Genomic DNA, 12,734 nt, shown 5'->3' on the forward strand with positions numbered 1-12,734 from the left:
GCGAGCAGGGGTGGAGCGCGCGGCGTCTCGGTGGTGTGATTGTAATCACTCCAGTGTGATCTGCGCCACTCTCCCGGGCCGCCGCGCGAGGGCAGGGTGTCAGGCGCGGCGCAGCAGCACGTCGACGGCGGCGTCGAGGTAGGCGTCGACCTGGCCCTCCTCGTAGCCGGCGGCACCCTCCGCCTCGCCGAACGACGCGCGGCGCACGTCGTCCGCGGTCAGCCCGCCCTCGGCGTCGGGATCCGTCGAGCCCTCCGCGCCGGCCAGGGTGACGCGCAGGCGGTCCACGAGCGCGTCCACCTGGTCCACGTCGTAGCTCACAGCGTCCGCGCGGGAGGGGCGGCGGAAGCGCTCCGCCGGGGCCCGATCGGCGCGGGCCACGAGTTCGGCCACGCGCTCCTCGAGGTCCGCGGCCCAGTCCTCGTCCCCGCGCTCGGCGACGAAGGCCTGACGCTCGGCGGCGGCCAGCTCCTCCTCCAGACGGTCCAGCTCGTCGTCCACCTCGTCGGTGGCGTAGCCGCCGTTGACGGTCGCGAAGCGGGCCTGGCGCACCTCCTCCGCCGTCAGCGGGGCACCGCCGTCGCGCGCCTCACGGGCACGCGCCATGAAGGCGTCCACGTGGGTGGTCTCGTAGCCGATCTCGTCCTGCTCGACGAGCTCGAAGACCGGCTCGGTGTCCGGGGTGGTGCGGGGGGTCATGGGCGTCTCCTGCGGTGCGGGTCCCGGCCGTGCCGGGTCGAGGGGTGGATCAGGTCAGGGGCAGCGCCAGCACGGTGTAGGCCACCGGCGCGGCGAACACGAGGGAGTCCAGGCGGTCCATCACGCCGCCGTGGCCGGGCAGGGCGGAGGACATGTCCTTGATGCCGAGCTCACGCTTGACCATGGACTCAGAGAAGTCCCCCGAGGTGGCGGCGGCGACGGTGGTCACGCCGAGGACGGCGCCGACCCACCACGGCTGGCCGACCAGCAGGGGGACGGCGACGACGCCCACCAGCACCGAGCCCGCCAGGGAGCCGGCCAGGCCCTCCCAGGACTTCTTGGGGCTGATGCGCGGGGCGATCGGGGTGCGGCCGAAGCGGTAGCCCACGATGTAGCCGAACGTGTCGTTGGAGACCACCATCAGCAGCAGGACCGCCACCATGCGGTGCCCCAGCGGCTCGTCCAGGAGCGCCGCGGCGAAGGAGAGCAGGAACGGCGCCCACAGCACGATGAACACGCCCGCGAGCATGAACTGGCCCGCCGGACGCCGCCGCGTCAGCGCCGTCCACACGGCCACCAGCGCCAGGCATGCCACCAGGGCGATGAACAGCGCGGGCACCCCCACCGCCACGCGGTGAGCGGCAGGACCGCCGCGGCCACCCAGAGCGGGGGCCGCGGCACGTCCAGGCCGATGCCGCGCACCACCGTCGCGATCTCGGACACCGCGCCGACCAGCAGGGCGACCACGAGGAGGACCAGCAGCCAGTCGAGCCAGAAGAGGCCGACCAGGGCCGTCGCCAGCAGCCCCACCCCCACGAGGACGGCGGACTTGAGGTCGCGGCCGCCGCGCGGAGGTGCGGGCGAGGTGGACACGGCGGAGGTCATGGGGAGGTCATGGGGCGAGCGCGGACGGCGGGAGGCTCAGACCTCCAGCAGCTCCTGCTCCTTGTTCTTGGCCATCTCGTCGATGAGCTCGACGTGGCGTTTGGTGAGCGCGTCCAGCTCCTTCTCGCCGCGGGCGCCCTCGTCCTCGCCGACCTCGCCGTCCTTGACGGCCTTGTCCATGGCCTCCTTGGCCTTGCGGCGGGCATTGCGCACGGAGATCTTGTGCTCCTCCGCCTTGGACTTGACCAGCTTCACGTACTCCTTGCGGCGCTCCTCGGTCAGCTCCGGCATCACGATGCGGATGACCTTGCCGTCGTTGGACAGGTTCGCGCCGACCTCGGACTCGGACAGCGCCTTCTCGATGTTGCGCAGGGCCGACTGGTCGAACGGGGTGATGAGCAGCGTGCGGGCGTCCGTGGTGGTGAAGGACGCCAGCTGCTGCAGCGGGGTGAACGAGCCGTAGTAGTCGACCATCACCTTGGAGTAGAGGCCCGGGTTGGCGCGGCCGGTGCGCACGGAGGCGAAGTCCTCACGCGTGGCCTCGATGGTGCGGTCCATCTGCTCTTCGGCGGACTGCAGGGTCTCCTGGATCACGGTGTCTCCTCGGTGTGGTGGAACAGGTCTGCCGCCATCCTACGCGGCGCGCCTCAGACGGTGACGGTGGTGCCGATCGGCTCGCCGAGCAGGGCGCGGGTCACGTTGCCCGGGCCCTCCATGCCGAACACGCGCATGTCCAGGTCGTTGTCCTTGCACATGGTCATGGCGGTCAGGTCCATCACGCGGATGTTCCGCAGCAGCGCCTCGTCGTAGGTCAGGTGCGTGAGACGCTCGGCGGTGGGGTCCTTCTTGGGGTCCGCGGTGTAGACGCCGTCCACGCCGGACTTGGCCATCAGGACCTCGTCCGCCCCGACCTCGAGGGCACGCTGGGCCGCCACGGTGTCCGTGGAGAAGTAGGGCAGGCCGGTGCCTGCGCCGAAGATCACGACGCGGCCCTTCTGCATGTGGCGGATGGCGCGCAGCGGGATGTAGGACTCCGCCACCTGCTCCATGTGGATGGCGGACTGCACGCGCGTGGTGACCCCGGCCTGGATGAGGAAGTCCTGCAGGGCCAGGCAGTTCATCACGGTGCCGAGCATGCCCATGTAGTCGGCCCGACGGCGGTCCATCCCGTTCTCGGACAGCTCGGCGCCACGGAAGAAGTTGCCGCCGCCGACGACGATCGCGATCTCCACCTGGTCCGCCGCGGCGGCGATCTGCTCGGCGATGCCGCGGACGGTCTCCGGGTCCACGCCGATCTTGCCGCCGCCGAACACCTCGCCCGAGAGCTTGAGGAGCACGCGACGGCGGCCGGTGTCGTCCGAGGTCTGCGGGGCGTGGGCGGTGGTCGGGTCCTCGGGGGCGCGGTTCGTCTCCATGGGAAGCATCTCCTGGTCGGTGGGGGGTCGGGCCGGGGACGGCCGTCCCGGGGGCGGACACGCGGACGGGGTGGCCGCCCGGTCGGGGCGGCCACCCCGTCATGCGATGGTCGTCGGCGCCATCCGGCGCCGGAGTGGACCTCGGGTCGCTCCCGATCCTACGCCCCCGCGGGGCGTGGACCGGGAGCGGCCGGTCCGGGTGCGGCGGTCAGTTGCCGACGCGGAAGCGGGCGAACCCGGTGACGTTGGTGCCGGCGTCGGAGGCGACCTTGCCGACGGTCTGCTTCGGGTCCTTCGCGAACGGCTGGTCCACGAGCACGATCTCCTTGAAGAAGCCGGTCAGGCGGCCCTCCACGATCTTCGGCAGGGCCTGCTCCGGCTTGCCCTCGGCACGGGCGGTCTCATCGGCGATGCGACGCTCGTTCTCGACGGTCTCGGCCGGCACGTCCTCACGGGTGAGGTACGTGGGCGAATAGGCCGCGGTGTGCACGGCGATGTCGTGCGCGGCGGTCTTGGCGTCGGCGGAGTCGGCGTCCACGGCGAGGAGCACGCCCACCTGGGCCGGCAGGTCCTTGGAGGTCTTGTGCAGGTAGGCGTCCACGAAGGCGCCCTCCACGCGGGCCAGGCGGCGCACGGCCACCTTCTCGCCCAGCAGGGCGCCCTCCTCGGTCACGTAGTCGCCCAGGGTGCGGCCCTCGTAGTCGGAGGCCAGCAGGCCGTCGACGTCGGTGGCGCCGGAGGCGACGGCGGCGCGCAGCACCACGTCGCCCAGGGCGATGAACTTGTCGGCCTTGGCCACGAAGTCGGTCTCGCAGTTGAGCTCGATCATGACGCCGACGCCGTTCTCGACGGTCGCGGCCACGAGGCCCTCGGCGGCGGAGCGGCCCTCGCGCTTGGTGGCGCCCTTGAGGCCCTTCACGCGGATGATCTCGATGGCCTTCTCGGCGTCGCCGTCGGCCTCGTCCAGAGCCTTCTTCACGTCCATCATGCCGGCGCCGGTGCGCTCGCGCAGGGCCTTGATGTCAGCAGCGGTGTAGTTCGCCATGCTCGTTCGGTCCTTCCCGTGGTGTGGGTTGTGCGGGATGTTCGGGGTCTGATCCGGTCCGTCGGCCCGGCCGGGTGGGGCCGGGCCGACGGGCCGGCCGGGATCACTCGCCCTGCGGGGCGGCCTCGGCGGCGGGGGCCTCGGCCTGCTCGGCCGGCGCCTCGGCGGCGGGGGCCTCGGCCTGCTCGGCCGGCGCCTCGGCGGCGGGGGCCTCGGCCTGCTCAGCCTGCTCGGCCTGCTGGGCGTTGTGCTGCTCGAGCAGCTCGCGCTCCCACTCGGCCATCGGCTCGGCGGCCGCCTGGCCGGACTTGCCGCCCTGACGGGCGATCAGGCCCTCGGCGACGGCGTCCGCGACCACGCGGGTCAGCAGGTTCACGGAGCGGATGGCGTCGTCGTTGCCCGGGATCGGGTAGGCGACCTCGTCCGGATCGCAGTTGGTGTCCAGGATGGCGACGACCGGGATGCCGAGCTTCTGGGCCTCGTCGACGGCCAGGTGCTCCTTCTTGGTGTCCACGACCCACACGGCGGAGGGGGTCTTGGCCATGTTGCGGATGCCGCCGAGGTTGGCCTGCAGCTTCTCGAGCTCACGGTTGAGCAGCAGCAGCTCCTTCTTGGTGAACTGCGAGCCGGCCACGTCCTCGAAGTCGATCTCCTCGAGCTCCTTCATGCGCTGCACGCGCTTGGAGACGGTGGAGAAGTTGGTCAGCATGCCGCCGAGCCAGCGGTGGTTCACGTAGGGCATGCCCACGCGACCGGCCTGCTCCGCGATGGCCTCCTGGGCCTGCTTCTTGGTGCCGACGAACAGGATGGTGCCGCCGTGGGCGACGGTCTCCTTGACGAACTCGTAGGCGCGGTCGATGTAGGACAGCGACTGCTGGAGGTCGATGATGTAGATGCCGTTGCGCTCGGTGAAGATGAAGCGCTTCATCTTGGGGTTCCAGCGGCGGGTCTGGTGGCCGAAGTGGACACCGGAGTCGAGGAGCTGGCGCATGGTCACGACGGGCATGACGTTCCCTTCTGTGGCAGCCGTGGCACCCCGCGCTTCACGCGCGGGCGGTCTGCCGGTCGATTTCTTGACGGTTGGCGGCCGGCCCGGTCGGGCGGCCCCTGGCACCACGACGGCGGGCTGCCGGGCCCCACGAGCACCCGCGCCGACGTCCTCTCCAGGAGGACGGCGGGGACGGGACCGAGCGTGGGGGCTGGGCCGCTGAAGCGACCCACCGCGATGCGCGGAGTCGGCGTCCGGGGCACAGCACAGGGCCGGCCACAGGACACCGCTGAGGTGAATCCTACCCCAGGTGGGCGCCCGCTCCCATCGCCGACTCCTGCACAGGGGCCGGTGCGGCGGGCGCTCTCCACGATGGGACTGCGGGCCTGCCACGCGGCCGCCCGGAACGCCAGGCTGACGCCATGACCCCTCGCACGCTCCTCCCCCGTCCGCTCCCGCGTCCGCGCATCGCGGGGTGCGTCGCGGCAGCCCTGCTCGCCTGGCTCGTCCTCGCCCTGGGGATGGGCGACCTCGGCCCCGTGTCCCGGGCCACGCCCGCACCGTCCACGCGTGACGCGCTGCTCCTCGTCGCGGCGTCCCCGGCAGGTCCGGGCGCGACGGCCGCGCCGGTCGCGTGGCACCCGCCCGTCGCCGGCGCCGCCCCGGATGACGTGCTCCGCGCGTTCGTCGCACCCGAGCGACCGTGGAGTCGGGGGCACCGGGGCGTGGACCTCGCCGTGCAGACCGGGGCTCCGATCCAGGCGCCGGCGGCGGGCCGGGTCGTGTTCGCCGGGGTCGTGGTCGACCGCCCCGTGCTGACCCTGGAGCACGAGGACGGGACCCGCAGCTCGCTCGAGCCGGTGGAGGCGGATGTCGCCGTGGGGGCCGTCGTCGCCGCGGGCGACCCGGTGGGGCGACTGGCCGGGGCGCCACCGCACTGCACGCGCGCGTGCGTGCACTGGGGCGTGCGGGAGCCCGACGGCTGGCGTGTGGGGGAGGCGGCCTTCGACCGCTACCTCGACCCGCTGGTGCTCATCGGGTGGAGCGGCCCGTCCGTGCTCTGGCCGCACGCCGCGCCACACCCAGCGCGGCCGTGAGGTCCAGGAGCCGGCGGGCGGACTCGTCCCAGCTGAACCGGGCCGCCTGGGCGACGCTCGCCCGGGAGGCCACGGCGAACTCGGCGGGATCCTCGAGCTCCCGCACGCGGGCGGCGAGCGCGGCCGCCCGGTCCCCCTCGAGCGGGACACCCCGGAAGGACGGGGTGCCCGCGCCGGCGATCTCGCGGAAGATCGGCAGGTCCGAGCACACCACCGGCGTGCCATGGGCCATCGCCTCGGCCACGGGCAGGCCGAAGCCCTCGGCGCGGGAGAGGGTGACGGCCGCGGTGGCCCGGCGGAGCAGGCGCACGTACTCGGCCTCGTCGGTGCCGTCGTGGAACACCACGTCTGCGCCGTCGGCCCCTGCGACGGCGCGACGCTCGGCCAACCGGTCCTCGAGCTGCCCGCGGCGCTCCGGGCTGATGCGGGAGAGCAGGTGCAGCGTGTAGCCCGGCAGCAGCGGCGCGGCGGCCACGAGGGACTCGACGTCCTTGTAGTCCATGAACGAGCCCATGTAGAGCAGCGTGCGCTCCGGGGTCTCGTCCGGGTCCCGCGGCTCCGGGACCGCCTGCGCCGCGTTCGCGACGACGTGGACCGGACGCCGGGTGAGGCGGTGCCGGGCGATGAGCTCCGCCGTCGTCCGGGAGACCGTGGCGACCGCGTCCGCGCGGTCGAGCAGGAGCCGCTGCGGGATCTTGGTCAGGTGATAGGCCCGCCAGAGCCAGCGGATCGGCTCGGACAGGTTCCGCGGCGGGGTGCGGTGCTCGTAGTAGATGAGGTCGTGGAGCGTGAGGATCAGGGCGTAGTCCCGCCCCCACGACCCCATGGTCTGCATGGGCGAGAAGACGACGTCCGGTCGCAGACGCGCGACCTGACGGGCCACGAACGGCTCGCGTGGGGAGGTGGGGCCGGAGACGAGGTGCCACGGCACGCCGTCCGGGAGCAGGGCCAGCTGTCGTTCGTCCGAGATCAGCATCGCGACCTCGACGTCAGCCCCCGCCGGGCCCGGTGCGGCGGCCCGGCGGGCGACCGCCTCGAGGAGGCTCGCGCCGTAGCGGGAGATGCCGTCGTGGAAGTCGGTGCGGGTGTAGCGGGCGTCCATCAGCAGGCGCAGGGGGCGGGAGGGGCTCACCCGGACCACGCTAGCGCCGCGCCGGAGCGGGGCGGGGACAGCCGCGCGCGGAGGGTGTCGAGCGGGGGGTGTCGAGCACCGAGCGGCCACCTGGACGACATCCGAATTTCTGATTGCGTTTCGATAACGATCGTGTATCTTGATCACGGATCGGTTACGACCGGTCCGCCACACCGGGGCTTCCTCCGCATCCGCGCGTACCCGGTCATCCGCACTGCTCGTCAACTCGCACCCGCGGTCCGGCCTCGTTCCGGGCACCGCCCCGAGGCACCACCCTCACGGGCCGCAGGTCCTGTCCGGGAAGAAGATCTGATGTCTGTGACCTCCCCGCACGCCGCCGCGCGTCGCGCCCCCGCACCGCCGCCGCCTCCGTGGCGCTCGCCCTGGGCGCCGCCGCCCTGACCGGCGTCGGCACCGTGTCCGTCGCCGAGACCGCCCAGGCCGCCGAGACCACCTACACCGTCCGCTCCGGCGACGGCTGGTGGATCATCGCCCAGCGCACCGGCGTCTCCATGTCCACGCTGCAGTCGCTCAACGGCATGACCGCCGCGACCGTGCTGCACCCCGGCATGGTCCTCAAGACCTCCGGCACCGCCACCCCGGCCCCGGCCCCGGCGCCGTCCACCTCGGGCTCGACCTACACCGTGCTGGCCGGCGACGGCTGGTGGATCATCTCCTACCGCACGGGCGTGTCCGCCTCGGTCCTACAGTCCATCAACGGCATGACCTCCTCGACCATGCTCCACCCGGGAATGGTCCTGAAGACCACCTCGGTCTCCACCTCCAGCGCCCCTGCCCCTGCGCCGGCGCCCGCGTCCAAGCAGGCTGCCGTCGACTACGTGCGCTCCGCCGTCCGGAACCCGTCCTCCTATTACGTGTGGGGCGGCAACGGCCCCTCCGGCTTCGACTGCTCCGGCCTCACCCAGCAGGCCATGGCCCGGGCCGGCATCTCCATCCCGCGCCGCGCCGGCGACCAGTACCTCGCCGCGAAGTCCTACGTGCCGATCTCCCAGGCCCAGCCCGGCGACCTCGTGTTCTATGCGAACCAGTCCACCGGCCGCATCTACCACACGGCCATGTACATGGGCGGCGGCCAGCTCGCCCACGCCCTCAACGAGGACGCGGGCCTAGTGTTCACCTCCACGACGATCATGAAGTCCGACATGCTCGCGGTGGCCGCCCGCTACTGAGCACCGGCACGACGACGGCCCCCGGCCCGCGCCATACCGCGCGGCCGGGGGCCGTTTTCTGTAGGGCGTGCGGGACTTGAACCCGCGACCCAGGGATTATGAGTCCCCTGCTCTGACCGACTGAGCTAACGCCCCTCCCCCGCGGCATCGCGCGGGACCCGCCCATCCTACCGACGGGTCTCAGAGCATCGCGCGGACCTCGGCGGCCGTCGCGCCGCGGTAGAGGCGCTCGAAGATGTCCACCGTCTTCTGGGCGGAATGATGCAGGGCCTTCGCGTGGGACGCCTCGCCCATGGCGGCGCGGTCCGCGTCCGAGAGGTCGAGGATCCGGGCGATCCGATCGGCCAGGGCCACGTGGTCCCCGGGCGGGAAGAGGTGGCCGTTGACGCCCTCGTCCACGAGGTGGGGCAACGCGAGGGCGTCCGCGAGGACCACCGGGGTGGACGCGCTGAGCGCCTCGAGGGTCACGAGGGACTGCAGCTCCGCCGTGCCCGGCTGGCAGAACACGTCGGCGCGCAGGTAGGCCGCCCGCAGCTCCTCCTCGGAGACGTGGCCGCGCAGCAGGACGCGGTCGGCCACCCCTCCTCGTCCACCGTGGCACGGATGCGGTCGCGCTGCTCGCCGTCGCCGACGATCTCGGCGTGCACGTCCAGGTCGGGGCGGGTGCGGGCCAGGTGCGCGATCGCACGGATCAGCACCTCCACGTTCTTCTCCACGGCCAGCCGCCCCACGAAGAGCACGACCGGATGGCCGGGATGGTCCACCCTCTCCCCCGGCTGCAGCTCGTAGGCGCTCGCGTCGATGCCGTTGGAGACCGGGAGAACGTTGTCCAGGCCAGCGTGCTCGGCCATGGCCTGCGCGGCGAGGGCCGTGGGGGTGGTGACCACCGCGCCCTTGCCCATGAGTCGACCCATGTCCTTCCACGACACCCGGGAGACGATGTCCAGGAACCACTGCGGGAACGGCAGGAACGGCTCGAGGTTCTCCGGCATGAAGTGGTTCGTGGAGACGATCCGGATGCGGCGCCGCTCGGCCTCGTTGATGGCGGCCTCGCCGATCATGTAGTGGCACTGGGCGTGCACGACGTCCGGCTGGACCTCGCGGTAGATGCGGCGGAAGGAGATCTTGGCATGCCGCGGGAGCACCACACGGTAGTACTCGTGCGTCGGCGCCGGCAGGGAGCGCAGCAGGTGCACGGTGGCCTCCGGCCGGTGCTCCACGGTGTCCGGGCCGGCGTCACTGCGCGGCATCACGACGTGGACCTCGTGGCCGCGCGCGTGCAGCGCCGTGGCGAGGCGGTGGCCGAAGGTGGCGGCCCCGTTGACGTGCGGCGGATAGGTGTCTGCGGCGATCAGCACCTTCAGGGGGCGGTCGGCGGCGATCCCGGGACGGTCGGACACGGCGGTCCCTCTCTGTGGTGGCGATGGCACGACGGCGCCCGGCCCGTGCCGTGAGGATCGGCCGCGGGCACGGCGCGCGTCCCACGGTAGCAACCGTCGGCGCCGGCACGAGGATGCGCGAGGGGGTCAGCCCCGGCGGGACGGGTGCTCGCGCGGGTCCTGACCGTCCGCCCGCAGGCCGCGGGCCTTGCCCACCGCGCGCACGAGGTAGTCCCCCGCGGCGAGGATGTGCAGCAGGCAACCGGCGCCGACCAGAGCCAGGGCCACGCCGCTCCACGGGCCGCCGTCGACCCCCGGCACACGGGCGAGCAGCAGCAGGGGCGTGCCCACCAGCAGCAGCGCGGTGCGCACCTTGCCCAGGACCGTGACCGGCAGGTCCGGGCTGCCGCCGAACAGCCACAGGCACACGGCGGCGAGCACGAGGTCCGGGATCGCGATGGCCAGGGCGAGCCAGAGCGGGGCGATACCGGTGGCCACGAACGTCACGGCCACCACCAGCAGGGAGAGGCGGTCCGCCACCGGGTCGAGCCACCGCCCGACCGTGGAGATCATGTCGAACCGGCGCGCCACGTAGCCGTCCACCCAGTCCGTGCCGGAGAGCACCGCCAGGATCACGAACGCGTCCAGGTGCCGGCCGTCGACGGTGAGCCACACGAACACCGGGACCAGGGCGAAGCGGGCCAGGGTGATGAGGTTCGGCACGGTCAGCCAGGTGTCGCGGACGCGGTACTCGTGGCCCTCGCGCAGGCCGACGTCGATCACACGCATGGGTCGCTCCTCCAGGGTCCGCGGGCGGACGCCCCCGCCGGGCGCCCCACACGCCCAGCCTACCGACGCCGTCGCCCCTCCCCGCAGACGACGAGGCCCCGATCCGTGGGGATCGGGGCCTCAGGGGCCGGGGAGGGCGGGCACCCCCCCGGGTCAGCGGCGGCGCAGGCGGCCGGCGAGCGCCACGAACGCGGCGGAGGAGGCGCCGAGCAGCGCGAGCGGCTGCCAGTTGTCCTTCACGTAGTCCTCGGCCTCGGCGGTCCGCTCCCCCGCGCGGGCGGCACCGGTGAACGGCGCGGTCTGCTCGGTGGCGTGTGCGGTCTCGGGGGTGACGCCGCGACCCTTGCGCTGCGCGGCGAAGGCCGCGAGCTGGCCCTTCACGCTGGTCTTCTCGTCCAGGCCGGAGCGGATGTCGCCCAGGTGGCGGCGGCGCAGGTCGGCACGGCGACGGATCTCCGCCTCGCTGGCGTCGGCGCGGTCCGGATGGGGAGCGGCCTCGCCGTTCTTGCGGGCCTTCTTGTTCTCCTCCTTCTCCACCTTCTTCCGCTCGGCCTCGCGGGCGGCCTCGACACGCTTGGCCTCGGCGCGCTCCGCCTTGAGGCGGTCGTACTCGGCCGGATCGAAGGCGTTGCCCTCCTTGAGGTAGCCGAGGTCGTACTCGAGGTTGCGCACGATCTCCTGCGGCACGAGCGGCATGGCGCCCTTGACCATCATGAGGCCGACGCCGGCGAAGATCAGGCCGAGCACGAGGAACGCCAGCGCCACCATCAGCGCCGGGAACCAGAAGGTCGGGTCGGCGAAGGCGCCGATCAGGGTCACCACGAGGGCGACCACCATGAGTGCGAGGAAGAACAGGCCCACCACCGCGATGCCGGCGCCGATGCCGGCCTTCTTGCCCTTCGCGGCCACGTGCCTCTTGGCGAGCTCGAGCTCGTCCTTCATCTGCAGGGGCAACAGGCGCACGACGGCGCCGAGCAGGTCGGTCAGCGAGCTCGCGCGGGTCTGCGGGGTCACCGGGACGGCGGTCCGCGGCGCGCGGACCTTCGACGCATCGGCGGGGGAGCCTGGTGGGACATGGTGCATGCCTTCCGTGGAGTGCCTGGACAGATGCGCCCGGGCGGCGCGGCGGTCGCCGGGCATTCTCGAGCAAAGCTATCACCGGCCCGCCCCCAGGGGGACGGGCCGGGTGCGCGCGATGGCGGCTGGATCAGAAGTCGATGACCGCCGGGTCGGGGCCGAGACGGCCGTCCTCGCGGTCGAGGGCGTCGATCCGGGCGACGTCGTCGTCGGTCAGCTCCACCCCCGCGGCCTCGAGGTTCGAGACGATGCGCTCGGGCGTCACGGACTTGGGGATGACCACGAAGCCGTGGGCGAGGTGCCACGCGATGACCACCTGGGCCGGCGTCGCGCCGCGGGCCTCGGCGATCTCCGTGACCACGGGGTCGGCGAGGAGGTCGCCGCCCTGACCGAGCGGGGACCAGGACTCGTGGACGATGCCGTGGCGGCCCTCGACCTCGCGCAGCTCGCGCTGCTGCCAGTACGGGTGGGTCTCGACCTGGTGGATCACGGGCACCACGCCGGTGGCCTCGATGATCTCCTCGAGCTGGGCGGCCGGGAAGTTGGAGACGCCGATCGAGCGCACCTTGCCCTGCTTCTGCGCCTCGATCAGGGCCTTCCAGGTGTCCAGGTACTTCCCCTGCGCCGGCTTGGCCCAGTGGATGAGGTAGAGGTCGACGTAGTCGGTGCCGAGCTTGTCGAGCGAGACGTCGAGGGCGGCGAGCGCCTCCTCGTAGCCCTGGTCCGAGTTCCACACCTTGGTGGTGAGGAACAGCTCCTCGCGGGCGACGCCGGACGCGGCGATGCCGCGGCCCACGCCCTCCTCGTTCCCGTAGATCGCGGCGGTGTCGATGTGGCGGTAGCCGGCGCGGATCGCCTGCTCGACGACGTCGGCCGCGACGTCGTCCTCGACCTGCCACACGCCGAGCCCGAGCTGCGGGATCTGCTGGCCGTCGTGGAAGGGGACGGTGGGAACGTCGGTCATGAGGGAGCTCCTGGAGGGTCGGGGTCGGGCGGATGCCTCGGGTGCAACCGCACGCGGACGGGGGGCATTCCCGA

The 12,734-nt window shown here is 72.8% G+C and carries 13 protein-coding genes, 1 tRNA gene and 1 pseudogene; 2 read left to right on the forward strand and 13 right to left on the reverse strand.

The window, feature by feature from the left end; genetic code table 11:
* Positions 1–99: 99 nt before the first annotated feature.
* From POD19_RS12050 to rpsB, 7 genes are all read right to left on the reverse strand, one after another.
* Entirely contained in the window at positions 100–699 is a 600-nt protein-coding gene (locus POD19_RS12050) for a DivIVA domain-containing protein (RefSeq protein WP_041105097.1), read from the reverse strand.
* 49 nt (positions 700–748) lie between these two features.
* Positions 749–1,318, reverse strand: a complete 570-nt coding sequence (locus POD19_RS12055) for a phosphatidate cytidylyltransferase (protein WP_340309487.1) — start codon at positions 1,316–1,318, stop codon at positions 749–751.
* Positions 1,255–1,584, reverse strand: coding sequence for a hypothetical protein (locus POD19_RS12060; protein ID WP_340309488.1), 330 nt, complete (start codon positions 1,582–1,584; stop codon positions 1,255–1,257). The genes POD19_RS12055 and POD19_RS12060 overlap by 64 nt, the downstream gene beginning before the upstream one ends.
* Before the next feature lie 36 nt (positions 1,585–1,620).
* Entirely contained in the window at positions 1,621–2,178 is a 558-nt protein-coding gene (frr, locus tag POD19_RS12065; RefSeq protein WP_144818280.1) for a ribosome recycling factor, read from the reverse strand.
* Positions 2,179–2,231: 53 nt separating this feature from the next.
* On the reverse strand, positions 2,232–2,999 hold the full coding sequence (pyrH, locus tag POD19_RS12070) for a UMP kinase (RefSeq protein ID WP_002857706.1): 768 nt from the start codon (positions 2,997–2,999) through the stop codon (positions 2,232–2,234).
* Positions 3,000–3,207: 208 nt separating this feature from the next.
* Positions 3,208–4,044, reverse strand: coding sequence for a translation elongation factor Ts (gene tsf, locus POD19_RS12075; protein WP_010079157.1), 837 nt, complete (start codon positions 4,042–4,044; stop codon positions 3,208–3,210).
* 103 nt (positions 4,045–4,147) lie between these two features.
* Positions 4,148–5,050, reverse strand: a complete 903-nt coding sequence (gene rpsB / locus POD19_RS12080; protein WP_036382563.1) for a 30S ribosomal protein S2 — start codon at positions 5,048–5,050, stop codon at positions 4,148–4,150.
* Positions 5,051–5,454: 404 nt separating this feature from the next.
* Here rpsB and POD19_RS12085 point away from each other — a divergent pair, with 404 nt between their 5' ends.
* Entirely contained in the window at positions 5,455–6,129 is a 675-nt protein-coding gene (locus POD19_RS12085; RefSeq protein ID WP_041105090.1) for a M23 family metallopeptidase, read from the forward strand.
* Here the strand turns inward: POD19_RS12085 and POD19_RS12090 are convergent.
* Positions 6,065–7,261 (reverse strand): glycosyltransferase, encoded by a 1,197-nt coding sequence (locus POD19_RS12090; protein ID WP_070708481.1) that lies wholly within the window; start codon positions 7,259–7,261, stop codon positions 6,065–6,067. The two genes, POD19_RS12085 and POD19_RS12090, sit on opposite strands and share 65 nt — an antisense overlap.
* Before the next feature lie 371 nt (positions 7,262–7,632).
* Here POD19_RS12090 and POD19_RS12095 point away from each other — a divergent pair, with 371 nt between their 5' ends.
* Positions 7,633–8,451: an NlpC/P60 family protein gene (locus POD19_RS12095; protein ID WP_340309489.1), complete on the forward strand. Its 819-nt coding sequence runs from the start codon at positions 7,633–7,635 to the stop codon at positions 8,449–8,451.
* Positions 8,452–8,512: 61 nt separating this feature from the next.
* On the opposite strand, the gene POD19_RS12100 is transcribed toward POD19_RS12095, so the two are convergent.
* The 5 genes and pseudogenes from POD19_RS12100 to POD19_RS12120 form a co-directional block, all read right to left on the reverse strand.
* A tRNA-Ile gene (locus POD19_RS12100) sits at positions 8,513–8,586 on the reverse strand.
* Positions 8,587–8,631: 45 nt separating this feature from the next.
* Positions 8,632–9,851: pseudogene (locus POD19_RS12105) on the reverse strand (glycosyltransferase).
* 126 nt (positions 9,852–9,977) lie between these two features.
* On the reverse strand, positions 9,978–10,619 hold the full coding sequence (locus tag POD19_RS12110) for a CDP-alcohol phosphatidyltransferase family protein (protein ID WP_020624488.1): 642 nt from the start codon (positions 10,617–10,619) through the stop codon (positions 9,978–9,980).
* Between the two features lie 153 nt (positions 10,620–10,772).
* Positions 10,773–11,633, reverse strand: coding sequence for a phage holin family protein (locus tag POD19_RS12115; RefSeq protein WP_340309490.1), 861 nt, complete (start codon positions 11,631–11,633; stop codon positions 10,773–10,775).
* A gap of 193 nt (positions 11,634–11,826) precedes the next feature.
* Positions 11,827–12,660 (reverse strand): aldo/keto reductase, encoded by an 834-nt coding sequence (locus POD19_RS12120; RefSeq protein WP_044659469.1) that lies wholly within the window; start codon positions 12,658–12,660, stop codon positions 11,827–11,829.
* Between the last annotated feature and the right edge of the window lie 74 nt (positions 12,661–12,734).

Source organism: Micrococcus sp. GPGPB33 (assembly GCF_037853785.1).
GTDB classification, from domain to species: domain Bacteria; phylum Actinomycetota; class Actinomycetes; order Actinomycetales; family Micrococcaceae; genus Micrococcus; species Micrococcus luteus.

Excerpts from the sequence above, each read along its gene's own strand:
- POD19_RS12050 (WP_041105097.1), bottom strand. The coding sequence starts at position 699 with ATGACCCCCCGCACCACCCCGGACACCGAGCCGGTCTTCGAGCTCGTC.
- POD19_RS12060 (WP_340309488.1), bottom strand. The coding sequence starts at position 1,584 with ATGACCTCCGCCGTGTCCACCTCGCCCGCACCTCCGCGCGGCGGCCGC.
- pyrH (WP_002857706.1), bottom strand. The coding sequence starts at position 2,999 with ATGGAGACGAACCGCGCCCCCGAGGACCCGACCACCGCCCACGCCCCG.
- tsf (WP_010079157.1), bottom strand. The coding sequence starts at position 4,044 with ATGGCGAACTACACCGCTGCTGACATCAAGGCCCTGCGCGAGCGCACC.
- rpsB (WP_036382563.1), bottom strand. The coding sequence starts at position 5,050 with ATGCCCGTCGTGACCATGCGCCAGCTCCTCGACTCCGGTGTCCACTTC.
- POD19_RS12085 (WP_041105090.1), top strand. The coding sequence starts at position 5,455 with ATGACCCCTCGCACGCTCCTCCCCCGTCCGCTCCCGCGTCCGCGCATC.
- POD19_RS12110 (WP_020624488.1), bottom strand. The coding sequence starts at position 10,619 with ATGCGTGTGATCGACGTCGGCCTGCGCGAGGGCCACGAGTACCGCGTC.
- POD19_RS12120 (WP_044659469.1), bottom strand. The coding sequence starts at position 12,660 with ATGACCGACGTTCCCACCGTCCCCTTCCACGACGGCCAGCAGATCCCG.